The organism is Limibacter armeniacum (assembly GCF_036880985.1).
In the GTDB taxonomy this organism is placed as follows: Bacteria; Bacteroidota; Bacteroidia; order Cytophagales; family Flammeovirgaceae; genus Limibacter; species Limibacter armeniacum.
Genome location: NZ_JBAJNO010000002.1, coordinates 271,806 through 290,848, shown reverse-complemented (window position 1 = coordinate 290,848; position 19,043 = coordinate 271,806). Strand labels below are relative to the sequence as shown.

The 19,043-nt window shown below is 37.0% G+C and carries 14 protein-coding genes and 1 riboswitch; of the genes, 7 read left to right on the top strand and 7 right to left on the bottom strand.

Annotation, left to right across the window (positions count from 1 at the left end; all coding sequences use genetic code 11):
• Positions 1 to 286 precede the first annotated feature (286 nt).
• Positions 287 to 1,735, bottom strand: a complete 1,449-nt coding sequence (locus V6R21_RS02215) for a catalase (RefSeq protein WP_334240481.1) — start codon at positions 1,733 to 1,735, stop codon at positions 287 to 289.
• 192 nt (positions 1,736 to 1,927) lie between these two features.
• Positions 1,928 to 2,959, bottom strand: coding sequence for a ferrochelatase (gene hemH, locus V6R21_RS02210; RefSeq protein WP_334240479.1), 1,032 nt, complete (start codon positions 2,957 to 2,959; stop codon positions 1,928 to 1,930).
• A gap of 246 nt (positions 2,960 to 3,205) precedes the next feature.
• Here hemH and V6R21_RS02205 point away from each other — a divergent pair, with 246 nt between their 5' ends.
• Complete coding sequence (locus V6R21_RS02205) at positions 3,206 to 4,129, top strand: hydrogen peroxide-inducible genes activator (RefSeq protein ID WP_334240477.1); 924 nt, start codon at positions 3,206 to 3,208, stop codon at positions 4,127 to 4,129.
• 159 nt (positions 4,130 to 4,288) lie between these two features.
• Here the strand turns inward: V6R21_RS02205 and V6R21_RS02200 are convergent, their stop codons facing one another.
• From V6R21_RS02200 to V6R21_RS02190, 3 genes are all read right to left on the bottom strand, one after another.
• Positions 4,289 to 5,935, bottom strand: a complete 1,647-nt coding sequence (locus V6R21_RS02200) for a ribonucleoside-diphosphate reductase subunit alpha (RefSeq protein ID WP_334240476.1) — start codon at positions 5,933 to 5,935, stop codon at positions 4,289 to 4,291.
• A 185-nt stretch (positions 5,936 to 6,120) separates the two neighbouring features.
• The gene (locus V6R21_RS02195) at positions 6,121 to 7,203 is read right to left on the bottom strand and encodes a ribonucleotide-diphosphate reductase subunit beta (RefSeq protein WP_334240475.1); all 1,083 of its coding nucleotides are present in this window, start codon (positions 7,201 to 7,203) and stop codon (positions 6,121 to 6,123) included.
• Positions 7,195 to 7,337, bottom strand: a riboswitch (adenosylcobalamin (AdoCbl) riboswitch). It overlaps the preceding gene by 9 nt.
• A 1,443-nt stretch (positions 7,338 to 8,780) precedes the next feature.
• Positions 8,781 to 9,470 (bottom strand): ArsR/SmtB family transcription factor, encoded by a 690-nt coding sequence (locus tag V6R21_RS02190; RefSeq protein ID WP_334240473.1) that lies wholly within the window; start codon positions 9,468 to 9,470, stop codon positions 8,781 to 8,783.
• 99 nt (positions 9,471 to 9,569) lie between these two features.
• On the opposite strand from V6R21_RS02190, the gene V6R21_RS02185 reads away from it, so the two are divergent.
• Both V6R21_RS02185 and V6R21_RS02180 read left to right on the top strand, forming a co-directional pair.
• Positions 9,570 to 9,983: an amino acid-binding ACT domain-containing protein gene (locus tag V6R21_RS02185; RefSeq protein ID WP_334240471.1), complete on the top strand. Its 414-nt coding sequence runs from the start codon at positions 9,570 to 9,572 to the stop codon at positions 9,981 to 9,983.
• Positions 9,980 to 10,450, top strand: coding sequence for an OsmC family protein (locus V6R21_RS02180; protein WP_334240469.1), 471 nt, complete (start codon positions 9,980 to 9,982; stop codon positions 10,448 to 10,450). The genes V6R21_RS02185 and V6R21_RS02180 overlap by 4 nt, the downstream gene beginning before the upstream one ends.
• A gap of 771 nt (positions 10,451 to 11,221) precedes the next feature.
• On the opposite strand, the gene V6R21_RS02175 is transcribed toward V6R21_RS02180, so the two are convergent.
• A complete protein-coding gene (locus tag V6R21_RS02175) occupies positions 11,222 to 12,124 on the bottom strand; it encodes a ParB N-terminal domain-containing protein (protein WP_334240467.1) in 903 nt (300 codons plus the stop codon).
• A complete protein-coding gene (locus V6R21_RS02170; protein ID WP_334240465.1) occupies positions 12,117 to 13,064 on the bottom strand; it encodes a ParA family protein in 948 nt (315 codons plus the stop codon). Before V6R21_RS02170 ends, V6R21_RS02175 begins: the two co-directional genes overlap by 8 nt.
• Positions 13,065 to 13,718: 654 nt before the next feature.
• Here V6R21_RS02170 and V6R21_RS02165 point away from each other — a divergent pair.
• From V6R21_RS02165 to V6R21_RS02150, 4 genes are all read left to right on the top strand, one after another.
• On the top strand, positions 13,719 to 14,906 hold the full coding sequence (locus tag V6R21_RS02165; protein WP_334240463.1) for a replication initiation protein: 1,188 nt from the start codon (positions 13,719 to 13,721) through the stop codon (positions 14,904 to 14,906).
• 388 nt (positions 14,907 to 15,294) lie between these two features.
• On the top strand, positions 15,295 to 16,875 hold the full coding sequence (locus tag V6R21_RS02160) for a sulfatase family protein (RefSeq protein ID WP_334240461.1): 1,581 nt from the start codon (positions 15,295 to 15,297) through the stop codon (positions 16,873 to 16,875).
• A gap of 74 nt (positions 16,876 to 16,949) precedes the next feature.
• Entirely contained in the window at positions 16,950 to 17,573 is a 624-nt protein-coding gene (locus V6R21_RS02155; protein WP_334240459.1) for an RNA polymerase sigma factor, read from the top strand.
• A 312-nt stretch (positions 17,574 to 17,885) separates the two neighbouring features.
• The gene (locus V6R21_RS02150) at positions 17,886 to 18,890 is read left to right on the top strand and encodes a FecR family protein (protein ID WP_334240457.1); all 1,005 of its coding nucleotides are present in this window, start codon (positions 17,886 to 17,888) and stop codon (positions 18,888 to 18,890) included.
• Positions 18,891 to 19,043: the final 153 nt, after the last annotated feature.

The window sequence follows — 19,043 nt, the reverse complement described above, 5'->3', positions numbered from 1 at the left end:
GGAGATTTAGACAAAATATAAAAGGTCTAACTAATATCACTACACGTTGATTTGACAAACTGTCACAGTACTAGAGGTTAAAAAGTATTGTTTATGATACAATGATTCTGAAAATAACTTTCTTCAATTGATTTAGAGAGTTAGGGTTCTCCGTTTAGAATTATCAAAACTTCTCTCTAACAGGCCAAACTTATAGTCTCACTATTTTAAGCATCCATAAAAAAACAAAAGGTGCAGCATGGAATTAATCCATACTACACCTCTCATAGGTACCGTATATAATGTTTTAAACACTTGCTACATTCAAGAACTTTCTGATTCCTGTAGCATATTCAGGATCTGCTTTCTCAAAGTGTGCCAGCTGTCTCTCAATGATATATTCAGAAACGCCTTGCATTGCCCCAGCAATATTAGTACAAAGCCTTTCCTTCTGTCCTTCATCAAACATCCTGAACAGGTCTCCAGCTTGCTTGTAATCACCGTAGGTATCGTTTTCCTCATATCGGGTAACGTCACCATTGATTTTCATCGGTGGCTCAGCAACTGAACTGTCTTCTATCGGACCTCCTTTTGTATTCGGCTCGTAGTAAGCGTCCGGATTGCTGTTGAAGTTCTCAAAGAACCTCATTGACCCATCCCTGTGGTAGTGGTGCATTGGACACTTTGGTTGATTGGCTGGCAATGCCTCATAATGTGTTCCTAACCTATACCTATGCGCATCTGCATAAGAGAATATACGTGCCTGAAGCACCTTGTCAGGTGAGAAACCAATACCCGGAACAATATTGGAAGGGGAATATGCTGCATTCTCAATATACTGCCAGTAGTTATCAGGATTCTGGTTCAATTCCATCTCGCCCACCTCAATAAGCGGGTAGTCCGCATGAGGCCATACCTTGGTCAAGTCAAACGGGTTGTACGGTGTTTTCTCCGCATCTGCTTCCGGCATTACCTGAACATAGAGTGTCCACTTAGGAAATTCACCTTTCTCAATTGCGCCATAAAGCTCTTCCTGATATTTTTCCCTTGTCTCACCAGTAATCTTCGCTGCTTCTTCATTGGTATAATGCTTATGTCCCTGCTGCGTCTTGAAGTGGAATTTCACCCAGAAACGTTCTCCCTTGTCATTCCAGAACGAATAAGTATGAGAGCCATAACCATTCATGTGCATTGGTGTCTGTGGTATACCCCTGTCAGACATCAGGATTGTAATCTGATGCAATGATTCAGGCGTCTGAGACCAGAAATCCCACATCGCTTCAGGAGAACGGAGATTAGTCCTTGGATGGCGTTTCTGTGTATGGATAAAGTCCGGGAACTTATAACCATCACGGATAAAGAAAACAGGTGTATTATTCCCTACAATATCCCAGTTTCCTTCCTCTGTATAGAATTTAACGGCAAAACCTCTTACATCACGCTCTGTGTCTGAAGCACCTAACTCTCCGGCCACAGTTGAGAACCTTGAGAGTAAAGGCGTCTGTTTTCCTACTGTGGAGAAGATATTTGCCCTTGTATATCTTGTAATATCATTGGTCACTGTAAATGTTCCTAATGCTCCCCAACCCTTCGCATGCACAACACGCTCAGGAATCCTTTCACGGTTCTGGTGCGCCAGTTTTTCCAACAGCTGGTAGTCTTGCAGTAGTACTGGTCCTCTGGTTCCTGCGGTAAGTGATTGTTGATTGTTAGCAATAGGTGCCCCTGCTGAGGTCGTCATTTTCTTAGAATCCATATTCATTTAGATTTTATTGTTTTAAATAATTCAGCGGGTATTGAGGGCAAAAGTATAAAGGGCATCTGAGGTAAAAGCTAAAGGATTGTCCCCGTCAAACTTGATCATAGTCATTGCCTTTAAATTTCCTTTTGGAAGTGTGAGAAGGTAAAATTATCCCTGCAATACAGTTATTAAAGATTTACAATCCTGTCAGGCTGCATGAATTTTACTGACAGACAAACGGTTTGAGTTCTTTATATTGATAATATTGAAGATGGCTTCCACCCACTGTTCATCGTCATTCAGACTTTCCGTAAAATGAAATTTTTGCCCACCAAGTGATTCGAACAACTCACGGTATTCCTCTCCTATTTCCAGAGTAGTCTCAAGGCAGTCTGCCACGAATGATGGGGATACCACCAGAAGGTTCTTGGTGCCAGCCTGAGCCAGTGACTCAATTGTGGCATCGGTATATGGTTTGATCCAAGGGTCTTTCCCTAATCGGCTCTGAAACGATGTGGTATAGGAAGGTCGGCTAAGCCCTAACTTATCTGCAATCAGGTCGGAGGTTTCCTTGCAGGCTACTTTATAGTCATAAGGATTGTTTTTTCTCCTTACTTCCTTATTCAGCTTTGTGATATGTCTTTCAGGGACACCGTGATAGCTGAACAGTACATGTTCAGGCTTATACTTTTCAATATCCTTTTTAACCTTCTCCACAAATGCATCGATATAAAGCGGATGAGTGTGATAAGAATTGATAAACTCCATGCTTGGAATAACCTGCCAAGTAGATACGACTTCCATCACTTTCTGGGCAACAGAACCTGTAGTGGCAGAAGCATACTGAGGAAACAGTGGAAATACGACAATCTTTTCTACTTGCTCCTCTCTAAGGGCTTCCAATCCTGCCTGAATTGAAGGGTTCTGGTAACGCATTGCCAGTTGGACTGTCACCTGTATCCCTGCACTTCGGTACATTTCATTTAGTTTTTTCTCCAATGATCTGCCATGAACAAGCAAAGGTCCCCCATCTTCTCCCCAAAGCTTTTTATATTCTTTCGCCACATGCTTAGACCTGAATGGTGCAATAACCCCTTTGACCAGTAGTGACCTCTTCCAATAAGGAATGTCTATCACTCGATTATCCATCAAGAATTCTGTCAGGTACTTTCTTACTGAGCTTCTTTCCGGTGTATTAGGCGTGCCAAGGTTTACTAACAATATTCCTACTTTTTTCATGTCCAGCTACTTACGTGGTTGATTTGATTTTTTTAAGCGTCAGAAAATCAATTATTTCCTCTATACTTCAATTATTCTGTTCTATTGTTCATTTGTGTTATGCAAAGATTCAATAGTGATAAATATTTATCAAATTGATAATATTAAGTAGTATATTTATAAAATAAATATGTTTGCATTTGAATCTGTAATTCAATCCATTATAGATCAACAAAAACTAAGAAGGCATTATTAAATCCAGCAATTATGACTTTACAACAGTTGCAATATGTAGTGGCATTGGACAATCACCGACATTATGTCAAGGCAGCAGAGAGCTGCCATGTAGCACAACCGACTCTGACACTGCAAGTCAAAAAACTGGAAGAACAGGTAGGACTCCTGCTATTTGATCGTTCCAAACAACCTTTGACTCCTACTCCTATGGGCAAGAAGTTTATCCTGAAAGCAAGGCAAATATTACGGGATGTAGAGCAGCTGAAAACGATGGTCAGTGATGACCGGAATGAAATAAGTGGGACATTCAGGTTGGGTATTATCCCCACCTTGTCACAGTATCTGCTGCCACTGTTTCTAAAAGAGTTTACAGCGTTGTATCCCGATACACGGTTGGAGATAAAAGAGATGCAAAGTGAGGAAATGATCAATACCCTGACCAATGGCACGCTAGACTTAGGATTGATGGCAACCCCTTCTGGAGATGAACAAATCAGGGAAATTCCTATTTTCTATGAGCCTTTTATGGTGTATGCCCACAAAGACCATGAGATTATGCAATGTGGACAAGTAACACCTGATGACTTAAAAAGAGAAGGGCTTTGGCTATTGAATGAGGGGCATTGTTTCAGGAATCAGGTACTTGAAATCTGTGAGTTGAGAAGCTACCATCAAAATATCTCTTTTGAGAGTGGATCAATTGAAACCTTGAAACGGCTAATCCCCCATACAAATGGCTATACCCTGATTCCGGAGCTTTCCTATCTTCAAGTACTTGACCATGAATTTGTCAGGGAATTTCAGGAGCCTAAACCAGCCAGAGAAATCAGCCTTGTGGTTCATAAGAGTTTTACAAAAGAGCTTTTGCTGGCAAACCTAAGGAAGACGATTCAGCACAATATTCCGGAGCATTTCCAGAAAGCCAATCGCTTTATTACAGTGAAGTGGAGATAAAACATAGCTATACTCTAAATCATTTTTAAACTACGGCTAACTAAAAAAATTATACTATTAACATTCAATATTAGCTCATTTAGGGTTTTCTAAATCAAAAAATCCCCCTCACTCTTCGTAAGGGGGATTTATATTTTTTATAGGCTAATGAATCATTGATTATGACTCACAGCTTGAGCAAGTCACCAAGTTTGCAATAAACTCTTTTGACACACTTTGGCTTCTTTGGTAATACAAAGTCTTAACACCCAATTTCCAAGCCTCAATCAGTAACCTGTTCACTTCCTTAACAGGTAGGTCAAACGGAATATTCAGGTTCAAGCTTTGCGCCTGATCAATAAACTTCTGACGGATAGAAGCCTGTTGGATAATCTCCAGCTGGCTGATTTCCTTAAACGTCTTGAATACTTCTTTCTCCTCTTCAGTCAATCCATCAAGGTGCTGTACACTACCATGCTGCAGCATGATGCTGTGCCAAGTAGCCTCAGAATCCATACCTTTCTCTACCAACAGCTTCTTCAGGTATTTATTCTTACGCATAAAGTTACCCTTAGCCAAACCTGCCTTGTAGTAGTTACTACTAAATGGCTCGATGCCCGGAGATGTCTGACCCAAAATAGCAGATGAAGAAGTAGTTGGAGCAATCGCCATCAATGTAGAGTTACGTCTGCCGTATCCTTCCAATATCTCTGGCTCACCATAGATTTCAGCCAGTTCTCGGCTTGCCTCATTGGCTTTCTCTTGGATTCCTTTGAAGATTTTGTTTGTCAGTGCTTTTGACTGCATTCCTTCAAAAGGAATCATATTCTTCTGCAAATATGAGTGCCAACCCATAGCGCCCAATCCAAGAGCACGGTGTCTTTTGGCAAAACGGTTTGCTGAAGCAAGGTAATAGTTACCTTCTGTTTTAACGATAAATTCCTGAAGTACCGCATCAAGCAGGTAGATGGCTATTTTAACGGCATCCGTATCCTTCCACTCATCATACAGTTCAAGGTTCATAGAAGCCAGACAGCAAATAAATGACTCATCATGACTTGAAGGCAAGGCAATTTCTGAACACAAGTTACTTGCATGGATTGTCAGGTTCTTATCCTTATAGACATCCGGTTTGAAACGGTTGATATTGTCTGAGAAGAAAATATACGGCAATCCCTTCTGCTGTCTGCTTTCCAGTACTTTTGCCCAAATTTCTCTTTTCTCTCTATCACCATCAATCATTTCCTGCATCCAGTAGTCTGGTACACAAACACCAAAGAACAGGTTCTGAATAGGGTTACCAATGTTTTTGATCTCCAAAAACTCTTTGATATCCGAATGGTCGATGTCAAGGTATGCCGCAAATGCACCTCTTCTTACGCCTCCTTGTGAAATAGTGTCCATCGCAGTGTCAAATAGTTTCATAAAACTAACTGCACCACTACTTCTACCATTATCTGTTACGGCACTACCACGCTCACGAAGCTCACCAAAATAACCTGATGTACCACCACCAATTTTGGTTTGCATAATCACCTCACCAAGTTTGTGGGTAATGCTTTCGATATTATCAGGTACATGTACGTTGAAACAAGAAATAGGAAGACCTCTTTCTGTTCCCATGTTCGCCCAAATCGGAGAACTAAGGCTTATCCACCCTTTTTCAATAATTTCAACAAAAGACTCTGCCATTTCAGGTTTGTACAGACGCTTAGCAGCAGCTGTAGCTACTCGTCTGATTGCTGCCTGAACAGTTTCGCCTTTCAATAGATAACCTCTATTGAGCATATTCTGGCTCTCTTCATTGAGCCACCATAATCTTTCCATTTATCTTTCGCTTTTCTCTTTAAAAAAAGAACTACTATATATCACAGCCATTCAGAGAGATAAAAAAAAGTAGCATTATTGGGTTTATATCCACCTCTCCTTTAGAGTATCTTTTTAACTGGATCAAGAACCTCCTAATTATTATAACTTGATTTCGGATACAGTTGATCAGCTAGCAACATTTATTAAAACAGGTCATCAGCAGTGATGCTCTTGTCATGTTTGGTATATTCTACCGGACGCTTAGCGAAAAAGTCATCCAAACTGTTAGCAAAAACTTCTTCCTCAAACCATACCATTGGCTGGTAATTGCTGTCAGAAACATAATAAAGTTTATCAAGGCCAATTTTAGTAAGGCTATCATCAACACGGAACTTCATAAAGTTTAAAAGGTTTTCCTTGCTGATGTTTTCAATTTCACCTCCTTCAAAAATCCAGTCTAGAATATTTGACTCAACTTGAATAGAATCTGCCACAATTTCACGTAACTCTTCAACTGTCTCCTCATCGAAGAAATCAGGGAATTCTGACTTGATCGTATTCACGATATAGATTCCTGCATTTGCATGTACCTGTTCGTCAATAGAAGTCCAAGCAATGATGTTGCTGATATTTTTCATTACTCCCTTAAAACGAGTAAATGAAAGGATAATCGCGAATTGGCTGAACAATGATACGTTTTCGATCAGGATAGAGAAAAGGATCAACGAGAAAACGTATTTCTTTTTGTCCTGAGACTTAGTATGTGCCAAAGCATCCGAAAGATAGTCAATACGCTGACGGATTACAGGCGTCTCAATTAGTTTTCCAAACTCGCTATTGTAACCCAATACATCTAACAAACGGGAGTACGCTTCTGAATGGCGGAATTCACATTCAGCAAAAGTGCTTCCCAATCCATTAAATTCAGGCTTTGGAAAATGGTGATACAGGTCGCCCCAAAAAGACTTCACAGCTACCTCAATTTGAGCAATAGCCAAAAGACTTCTCTTCACAACCTCTTTTTCATTTTCATTCAGGTAAGAATGAAAATCCTGTACGTCTGCAGTAAAATCTACTTCTGAATGTACCCAGAAAGACTTGTTAATTGCTTCTGTAAACTGTAATACTTCAGGGTATTCAAATGGTTTGTAGTTAATACGTCTGTCAAAGATACTCATATTGCTGCTTTTATTGTATTGAGAAAACCATTCGCACCAGCAATATGTACAGAACACACCCATCAGAGACATTTTGGCATAAATGACTTTGTTGATCGATCTAGACATTTGCTTTTGATGCGAAAGCAAAATCCACACACCAAGAAAGGTAATCTGGCTTATGGCATAACGCCACTCACAGTTGCGCTACAGCTCGTGATTCCCACACGATTCCCCTATTTTTCTTCCCAAAATTTTTGAGTGACTTGGTGTGTAATCCGGGACGCAAATTTATAGATATTTTTTTGGTTTCATAGCAAGCGGCTAACTCGTTTTTCGAAGTTTTTATACTGCCTTCATTATGAATTAGAATCAATTTTTAACACAACATTTTTTATAAAAATCAGTTACCAAAAAACACCTTTCAATTTTATTTATTTCCAATTAAATACAGCACAAAACATGCGTATACACATTGTTAAAGTGTAAAAAATAATAAAACTTCACATGAATACATATTAAGAGGGCTTATCATAAATAGGGTTTATATCACAAGAATTATATTATCTCTTTATACTTTTCTGAACTATTATTGTTATTAACATTCTAAATATTCATTGATATAATTCAGTAGCATAAATAGCCATTGCAATCACTACTTTTTCACCTTTAAAAAGTCATTCATAAAACACAAACCTTCTATGTATAGATGAAGACTTATTAGCGCATTAATTTTTCACTTGCTACACTGACCTATTCACTTAACACTTTACAGGTTTATACAAGAATTTCCTATTCAGTATATATGATAAAATGTTAGGAGAAGTGTAAAATGTGACAAAATATTCTATGATTTAATGATGGTAAAAAATAGTTTTTGAAACTATCAAGTATTATTATTTGTCTTTACGTTTTACCAGTTCACTACTTTTTTATGAGATATACTTAAAAATATATAGTAACATAAAAAATATCTCCAAATAGTGGCTACATCTTGTTATGGCAATAATTTTTAAAACAGGTTTATAGTGGTCTTTAATATTTTGATCCTAACTGAGGATGTATACGTTTGAACTTATCCCAATTTTCAGGTACACGAAATACTCAGTATTCACTCACTTTTATTATTTACTAAAGAAACTACTTACCATAGAATAACTAGTCAGATTCAAGTGGTCAAAATGACCACTTGCTATTATGACAAAGTAAATAGTGAGTCTTGAATATTTTTCTCTTTTAAATTTAAGCGTAATACATGTTTGTTCACCTATTTCAAGTGGTCAAAATGACCACTTGGTTTGTATCTCTATTTGAGAGTACAGGGTAGAATAAATCAGAAACTAACTATCTATTGTAACTAAAGGCTAAACTGATAAAACAGATATAAACGATATTCTCTAAATTTCCTACATAGTAACCTCCATATGATTATCCCTTGTAGTGTAAAGATATTTTTTAGGGTAGATAATTAGACTTAACAAAAAATTAGTACCTATACTCCAGTTTCAAAGTAGCGCAAACAACCTTTACTATTAAATAGAAAAACACACTTTCTCAGATAAAAAAGAAAGTCCTAATTCTGTCTCATTAGCATTCAAATTTCAATTGAGACCTTACAGTACATAAGTAATTTCGTATTCAAGTGGTCAAAATGACCACTTGATCTAATTCACTATTTTATAGTATTAGATTGAATATTTTAAGAACTAATGATCAATTGATATATTTAATAATTCAAATAATTTTCTTTTCCCTAAAGCAGTTATTACAATTTCTCGTGAATATTGCTTTCTTCTTATCCAATCATTTTCCAAGAAGTTTTCCAAAATAGCTGCACCAAGTGCACCTGCGATGTGATGTTTCCTTTCTGTCCAATCTATACACTTGTGTGCAAATGACCGTTTTTTGTTTTTTAAGGTATCCACTTCAATACCTAATTCTCTAAACCAGTCCTTACCAAAATCAGTAACCTCAAAAGTAGTATCTTTCGATATAATTATTTTATTGTCTAATAAAGATTTGACAAGATCAACAGAAAGTTTCCCCGCAAGATGATCATAACATGTCCTCGAAAACGTAAGTTTTTGTGCCGCTACACTTTTCTTTGTCTCTATTTTCTGAATCGCAATTAAGCTAGCCATAGACTCAACAACCTGAGCAACTTGCTCATTAGCTAGTCTAAAATATTTGTGTCTACCTTGTTTATCGGCTATCACTAAGTTGGCATCAATCAACTTAGATAAATGATTACTGACCGACTGCCTTGAAATATCAGCAAAACCTGCCAGTTCTGTTGCAGTATAAGCCTTGCCATCTAGTAATGACCATAATATTATTGACCTCGCTTTATCACCAATAAGTGAAGCAATCTTAGAAAACTCTTTTTCTACTTTCATGCGACAAAAGTAAATAGAAATCATATTCCATAGTTCATTTTAAAATGAATCATATCCATATAAGTTCTATTTCCTTTGCAAAAGCAAAAAATTGAGATCATGAAAGACTTGGAAATTATTTTGGAAAACAAAGCTGGTATGTTGGCTCTGATGGGAGAAACTTTAGGAAAACATCAGATAAGCCTTGAAGGTGGAGGTGTCTTTGACAATGGAAAATATTCGGTAGCCCATTTTTTGATTGAAGAGGCAGAAAAAGCGAAAGTAGTATTAGAAGAGGTAGGAATAAAAGTCGTCAGCACTAACGATGTAATTATTCAAAAATTAAGACAGGATATACCTGGTCAATTGGGGGTATTTTGTAAAGAATTAGCGAATGCTGGTGTCAACATTTTGACCCAATACAGTGATCACTCAAACCAATTGATTATTGTTCCTGATAATTATGAGAAAGCAAAGTTAGTATCAGACAAATGGATGAAAACATGGTGGGATAATCAAGATTACAGTATATGAATAGGGAACACAAATACTCATCCAATATTCAATGGACAGGTAACAAAGGAGAAGGCACATTAAATTATAGTGCATTTGAGAGAAGTTACACGATTTCAACAGAAAATAAACCAGACATTTTAGGTTCTTCCGATCCGTCTTTTAAAGGAGATAATACAAAATATAACCCAGAAGAATTACTGCTAACCTCAATAGCTGCCTGTCATATGCTTTGGTATTTGCATTTATGTTCAGAAGCAGGAGTCGTTGTCGTGAATTACGTAGATCATCCTACAGGCACTATGGTCGAAACAATAGGTGGAAGTGGGCATTTTTCAGAAGTGATTCTTAATCCAATCGTGAAAGTAAGTAAATACTCAATGATTGAAAAAGCTAACGAATTGCATAAGAAAGCAAATGAGCTATGTTTCATTGCCAATTCAGTAAACTTTAAAGTAGCACATCAGCCTACTTGTATCATTGAATAAAAGGTAAAGCGATTAATTTCAACACATAATTAATCGAAATAGCCGATAATACATTAATAACTTATTAGCATAAGAAAAACATGATTCAAGTGGTCAGTTTGACCACTTGAATCAACTAGCAGTAATTTTATAAAAATCACAACATCCATATCTTTTATTTTATAATAAGAAAATAGAGTAGGGGAGACCTTTTTAAAAAGTTATATCAAAGCATTAATAAGAATTTTGAAACACACAGTTATGATTAAGCTCAATTCAACCAAATATTAGAACGATCTCTATTTCAAATGGTTTCTAAGTATTTTCTTTTTTAAAAAATTTGATCTCCTATTATTAAGAAAGTATTGAATTGGAATGGGAATTTTCTATTCTAACCCTTTCAGGGTTATGATATAATGAATGTCATAAAACCAGGATTGCCTTCTGGAACTAATGTGGTTTGTTTATTTAGGAAAGGGTTTTTCTGTAAGGGAAAATCATCCTGAAGAAATTAAAAAATAGTAGCTTCAAGCTGTTGTCTGAGTATAAGTAAATCATATTTATCCAACTCCAAAGAAGTTTACCCCTTCTATTTATTCAATTAAAGACTGTTCATAAATCATTGAAGAGCTCACAACTTCCGAATGCTGCTTAATATTCTTCCGTTTATTGAGACTTTTTATATTAAAAAAAGCCACTGGAGAAAAGTTTTTGACTTCTCTCCAATGGCTTATTTAGACAATAACGTATAATTTTCAAGTGGTCAAAATGACCATTTGAAACCAAATTGTCCTATTGCATTGATTTTAGCTTCTCCAAAAGACTACTAAATCGTTCTATTGCAGAATTGATCTGCTCTTGATCATTACTTTTGATAAGCTTGTTGACTTCTTTTTCAGCTTTTAACTCAAACTTTTGCCAGGCATTCAATACATTATCATCAACTGGATTTGAAGTTTCCACAGTATCTTCCTCAAAAGTTTCCTGCTGCTTTGAAGCCTCATACGCTTCTACACTACCTCCTTCTCTCAATACAGAAAGTAATACATCCAAATCTTCAGGTTGCATCTTACCGATATATTCCACATCCTGTTTTTTTAGATAAGACTCACCTGAAAGGTAAAGTATTCTTTCATCTTCCGGAAGTGAATCTACTCCAGTCGCTATAACAGCATCCCTTCTGATTGTTTTCTCACCTACATGGAATTCTTCTGCTAAAATTTCAGATGTTTTCTTATTCCCACCAACAACTCTTCCACCACCATGGCCATCTTTTAGCAAGTTATACTGAACTCCTCTGAAGTATGAAACTTCCTGTGCAGTAAGGTTTCTGCGCCCCATCTGCAAACGGATCATATACTGTTTGACAGCACTGATATCGGCTAACTCTAACAGTTCATACTTGAATTCAACACCTAATTCTGAACAAATCTGGTATCTGTGGTGACCATCAACAATGATATAGTCATCACCTTGTCTCCACAATTTTAGAGGCTCTTTACAACCATCTTTACTAATACCTAGTTTCAGAAGGTTATATTCTTGTTCATTTAATGGGCGAATAAATTTCTGTAGTTCAGGTAAGATCTTGATATTTTCCCTTACTACATCTTTCATCTGATCAGCCAAGGCTGAACGGCTACCGAATTTATCCTTTACGCCAGTTCCTCCTTGCTTCAAAAATTTCTTAGCCATTTGATATTTCTTTTGCTAGTTCCATATAATCTTCCGCAGCATTAGCTCTATTGTCATACGAGAATATATCCATTTTTGCCGCTACTGCTTCTACTACAGATATATTGTTACGTATCATCGAATCAAATACACGTACATGAGAAAGTGTATCCTTCAAATCATCCATATAATGCTTGTGTACTACCGTCTTTTTATTGACAAGTGTGAACAGAATACCTTCAACCTGCAAATCAGGATTAAGGTCTCTGGCATCTTCAAGCAGGTTAAACATATTTTCTAGGCCTGTTACAGAATAAGGCTCAGGCTGAACAGTCAAAAGAACACTGTTTGATGCCACCAAAGATGTACCTGTCAACATACCCAATGAAGGAGGACAATCAATAACGATATAGTCATATTGATTTCGGACAGTGGATATTACTTCTCTTAACCTTTTAAAGCCAGAAATTGGCTTTTGTTGAAGCTCTAATGTGGCCTTGTCAAGACGCAAATCAGAAGGACAAATATGAAGGTTTTCTTCAATTTCTAAGATTACTTCTTCAATCGGTAAATTATCTTCCTGCATGATGCTATTCAGCAGCTGAACTTCAGGATGTTCAATACCCAAGCCTTGAGATAGGTTACCCTGAGGGTCCATATCCAACAAAAGTACCTTTTTGCCTAACATGCTTAGGGCTTTGCCAAGGTTACAAGCAGTTGTTGTTTTACCAACTCCACCTTTGTTATTGGCTACTGAAATTACTCTACCTCCTGTAATCTCTTTATATCCATATCTGGCTAAAACAGGGGCTAATCTTTCAATATGATCCAGCTTAAGGACTCTGTTACCGTTAAGTACTTTTGACAGCAAAGAGCTTGGAAGATCAGCAGCCTTTTCCAAAGCAGAAAGAGAAAGTGCAGGGTTTTTCTTTAAAAAATCAATTACATCAAAGTTTGTCATATTATCTCAGAAGTTTGATTTGAATCAATATTTAAGTGTGTCAAGTTATACTAACGATAACTGTATTATGTCACATTATTTCTATCAATCTGAATAATTAATAATGTAAATTTAGACAAAACTACTTTTAAAGATAAAATTTTAGACAAAAAATTTTAATTTGCTGTCATAAGGGCAAAAATAAAGTATTTCAGGTCACATTATTATGGCTAACAGTGATAATACTCGCCTTATTTTAGTATATATTGTCACAATAGGAAGAGTCTTAGTATAAAGTGTCATATTTCAAAAGAGCCGATAGGGTTACAGTAATTAATGAAATGGCATTTATAAAATAAATTCTTGTAGAAAATATAAAAGAATAACTCATCACAGTATATTGTGGCATATAATTGTGTAGTTATTATATTACTTATTTAATTATATATTATAGGCGCTGTAATTGGTTGATAACCAATTTTTTAAATACCATAATTGTGACAATATATACTAACTATTGTTACAGGTTATACTAATTAAGGTGACAAGACATACTATATTATTGTGATAAGATATACTAATAAAAGTGTCATGATATACTAATATTTGTGACGAAATATACTTTGCATCAGATTTACTATGTGACAACATATACTAAATGTGTCTGCTTATACTATGAAAAGCGATAATAATAAAACAATAGAGGTAGATATAGAAAATAGGGTAGTCAAGAAGTCTAATAGGCTTGTGAATGCACAAGACACTAGACCTATGACGGCTATTGAAAGAAAGTTGATCTTATTTTCCATTACTGAAGCCAAGAGTGAAAACAAAGGGAGATACCACTCTGAGTTTACTGTACAGGAGTTTTTTGGGAGAAAGAATATTGGAAAGCAGCAGTATGATAGTATAAGAAAGGCTGCTGAAACCCTGATGCAGACACAGATAAGGATGGATGTGGGCGATGTAGATAGCGGAAACCACAAAATGGACCTAATTAACCTCTTTGAACGATTTAAAGCAGATCAACAGAGTGGAAAGGTAAGAGTGGAGTTTACCCAAACGATCAGTCAGCATATCCAAAAGGTAAAAAGTAACTATACAACATACCTTTATCATAATGTATCAAAATTAAGGTCTGATTTTGCTATTAGGATCTATGAGTTGCTATCTCAGGGCTTAGGCAAATATCCACACAGGGACTTTTCTCTTGATGAGCTAAAAGGGAAGCTGGGGATTATGGGGGTGACATCCTATGAGAACTTTGCAAACCTTAAACGTCGGGTCTTGGAGCCTGCCTGTAAGGAGATTACAGAGAAATCTGATATTGAAGCAAGTTGGAAGGTATTGAAGAAATCTGGTAGAAAGGTCACGCACGTTCGGTTTTTTATGAAAGATATGAAAACCGAAGCAGGCAAAGTGGAGACGGATATTCCTATGGAGCTGAGTGAGCAACTTATGAAGCAGATTGCTGGAATGAGAGACCTTGGCTTAAGTGAGGAGCAAATTAGGGCCGCTACTGGCCTTGAGATACTACCTGATAATCAAGGCTCTACATCATCAGAAGAAACCCCGAAACCTAAACAGCCAAAAGACGGACAATTATCTTTGGCAATGCAGCCTAATACTGGAAACCGAACCATTCAACAGAAGCAGAAGCGTTTACTGGATATTTTGCAGGAGTACGGTTTGACGAAGAAACAGGCTACATTTGTATTGCAGAAAGTAGGTATTTCGAAAGAGTCTGGCATTTGGCCTTTACTAAATGATTTCAAGATGGGAGTAAAGGATGGTAGTATCAAAGTACCTAAAAGTTATCTGCTCAAACTACTGAATGAGAAATATGGGCTGTCCTTACTGTGACATGTTATACTAATATAATTTAGTCTATCTGGTCCTGTTACTAAATGTGACAGGACTTTTTTATTTATAGTGGACTCTTCTTGGGGCGCTCTTTCAAATTATAGGTGGAAGTATATTGGTTTCTAAAACCTAATTTTATATAACTTATATCTTATTAATTAGTCAAAGGACGACACTTATATTAATTAATTAGGATCAAGTTGTTTTGTACATAGCCAATGAAGCCTTTGATTATTCGGTTAGAATACTTTTCTTTGAATGTCACTCTTACACTTATGATTCTCTTTCCCCAAGACATAGGTGAAAAACAGGTTAGTCTGTGTGGTTTCCATCCTGATTGAATGTTGTTATTGTTCTATGTACTGGAGCAAGACTAAAATGGAAAACGATGAAAACATTTTTACTAATCGAACTGCTCTTTATTGTGTGTGCTTTATATACTGGCTGTTTTGGTCAGAAGGTAGAGAGTGACATAAATAAGCGCCCTAATATCATTTTTATAATGTCTGATGATCATGCCCAAAGGGCGATCAGTGCTTATGACAGTACTTTGATTCAGACGCCCAATATTGACAGGATTGCTAACGAAGGGGCTTTATTTACGAATAGTTTTGTAACCAACTCGATATGTGCCCCAAGTAGAGCCGTAATGCTGACAGGAAAGTTCAGCCATGTCAATGGTAAAAAAGATAATTTGGACACATTTGACGGTTCTCAACAGACCTTTCCTAAAATTCTGCAAGAGAATGGATATACAACTGCTGTAATTGGCAAGTGGCATCTGAAAAGCACGCCTCAGGGATTTGACTATTATGATATCTTAATTGGTCAGGGAGAGTATTACCAGCCAAGATTTGTATCGGAGCGAGATACAACAGTTGTAGAAGGGTACGTGACTGATATTATTACAGACAAAGCAATTGAGTTTATAGAAGGTAGAAAACAGGGTGAACCTTTCTGTTTGCTATATCATCATAAGGCACCTCACAGACCCTGGATGCCGAATGTCAAGGATCTTGGTATGTACAACAATGTGGATTTACCAATTCCTGCATCATTCTTAGACGAATATGATGGACGTATAGCGGCAAAAGAGGCAGATATGAGAATTGATGATATGTACCTGTCATTTGACTTGAAGTTGCATAAGAGAAGTTACAAAGAGGAAACAGGTACAGGAGGAAATGCCAACTTCAAGCCTGAAAGGAATTGGGAAGCTACATACGCAAGGCTGACACCTGAACAGAAAAGATTGTGGGATGCACATTATGATACCATCAATGATAATTTCAAACAGGCAAACCTGAGTGATAAGGCATTATCGAAATGGAAGCTTCAACGCTATTTAAAGGATTATTTGCGTTGTATCAAATCTGTGGATGATAATATATGTCGACTGCTTGAGTACCTTGATGCTACAGGCTTAGCAAAAAATACAATCGTCGTCTATACCTCAGATCAGGGATTTTATTTGGGAGAGCATGGCTGGTTTGATAAGCGATTTATGTATGAGCAGTCCATGAGAACACCCCTTATGGTAAGGTATCCAAACAGAATTGAGGCTGGAACAAAGGTGGATAAGCTAGTACAAAATATAGACTATGCACCTACTTTATTGGAATATGCCGGAGTAGATGTTCCAATAGATATGCAAGGTTTATCCTTAACGAAAGTGGTCGCAGGAAAACCAATTAAAGATTGGCGTAAAGAACTTTACTATCACTACTATGAGTACCCAGATGGGTGGCATAGTGTCAAAAAACATTATGGAGTAAGAAGTGACAGGTATAAGCTGATCCACTTTTATGATGATGTAGACAGCTGGGAGTTGTATGATCTGCTTAAAGATCCTGATGAGATAAACAACCTGTTTAATGATAGAAAATATAAACGCACTCAGGCTCAGATGATGTCAGCCCTCAGGAGGTTGCAACAACAATATGGAGATACTATTACAGTAAACAATTAGCGATGTGAATAACAGGAAAGGACTTTTACCTTTTTAATTATTCAGAACAATCCAATTTCAATACTTGCAAAAAATTGAAAAAGAGTAATAAACAACAGGACTCAAATAACGAAAACTCATTAGCTAAATGGTTTGAGGATGCTTATGAAGCACACTTTGAACGATTGCTTCGCTATGCTTTTTCCATCACAAAGGATAAACAGTTGGCTGAAGATGTCGTATCGGATGTATTTATGAATATATGGAACAAACGTTCTGAACATAAAAACATCCGAGAATTAGGGGCTTACCTATATGTATCTGTTAAGCGGTTGGCACTTAAACAGGTTACCTCTGCCCCAAATAGCTTGAACTGTTCTGTTTTGGATGGGACACTTCAATTGTCTGATACCATTGATCCTGAGAAGCTTTTCTTGGGAAAGGAGTTGGACCATTGCATTCAGCAGGTTTTGGATGCTTTACCACCCCATGCTCAATTGGTCTATGAGATGGCCAGAAATGAAGGGAAGCAATACAAAGAAATTGCAGAAGAGTTAGGCATTAGCAAGCGTACGGTGGAAACTCATATGCATTCCATTCTAAAGAAGCTGAAGAGTGAGCTTCGTACACGGTTTAAGGATTCAGAATCAATATACTATTTCCTGATTCAGTTGGGAACGTTAGTCATGTTATACAAGGTATTTATGTACGTTATATGAAATAAAGTTACTCAGATGACAACCAATGGCAGATAAGTGCTGTTGGTTGTTTTTTTATGGCTGAAAATGACTTTTCCTATATGAATACCTTTCAATAAGCAGCAGAACAGCGTGAAATAGCAGACAGCTATTGTATCACACTTCCAAATTCTATTCTTGGTGTTTTAACGAATTTCAAAATGTTGAAAATACACTTAACATTTGTTTTGTATTTTGAATTAATTGTAACAAGAACACTAAAAAAATAAAATTTTTATAAAAATTATGAAGCACCTACGTATGGTGGGGTGGTTTTGACTCTATATAAGTGAAATGGACAAAAACGAAATGGAGCAGCTAATAGCAAAATATTTAAATAAGGAACTGACAGACGCTGAGGCTAGTGATTTGAAGCATTGGCTGGAAAAAGATAAAGTGAACCGACAGGTATTTGAGAATATCGTGGGGCAGTGGCATTTGAGTCAGGAAGAAGTAGCAGCTTCCAAAGTTCGAGTACTTCAAAGAATACAAACAAACCAGCAAGTACCTACTTCGACAAAGACTTTACCTGCCAGAAGCTGGTTCAGCAGTTATGGGTACCGTGTTGCAGCAGTTTTGCTATTGGGGTTAGGGTTAGCATTGGTAGGATTGCTTAAATCCGAATGGTGGCGAGCAAACGATGTAGCCACAGCTGTATATGTTGAAAAGGAAGCGGTATTGGGACAGAAACTAAGCTTTCAGTTACCAGATGGCTCAATTGTAAAGCTGAATGCTGGAAGTAAACTGAAGTACCCTTCTGCTTTCAAGGGGAAAAACAGGGATGTGCAGTTGACAGGAGAAGCATTTTTTGATGTTGCCCGTGATGAAGATCACCCATTCAGGATAGCATCCAATGGCGTGATGGTACAAGTACTGGGTACGTCATTCAATGTTCGTTCATATCCGGATGAGCAAGATGTAGCTGTAGCTGTAAAGACTGGTAAAGTAGCAGTCAGTGGTATTGAAACTAAAAACCGAGTGACATTGGAACCTGCACAAATGGCGACTTACTCATTGGCAGACCAATCAATCAATAAGAAAACGATAGAGGCGAATGACCCATCAGTTTTTGGTTGGGTAGACAAGCATCTGGTATTCAGGGATGAAAACTTTGATGTTGTATTGACACAGCTGTCCAGATGGTATGGGGTGGAATTTAAAGTGGAGCAAAAAAAGAATATGGGGAAACGCTTTACGGCAAATTTCAAAAACCCTTCATTGGTTAAGGTGATGGAAAGTGTCTCTTTCGTCTATGGATTTAATTATAAAATAAATGGAAACCGAGTGACGATTTACTAAGAAAAAAAAGCGAGAACCGGGTATGCTTTGGGGAAAGACGTCCGGTCCTCAAACTCTTTAATCAAACTTTTATTCAACACAAAATTACAAATTTATGCATGAAAGGCTACATAAAATTGTTGCTGGCATAACAAAACTTGCTTTATGCGCAAC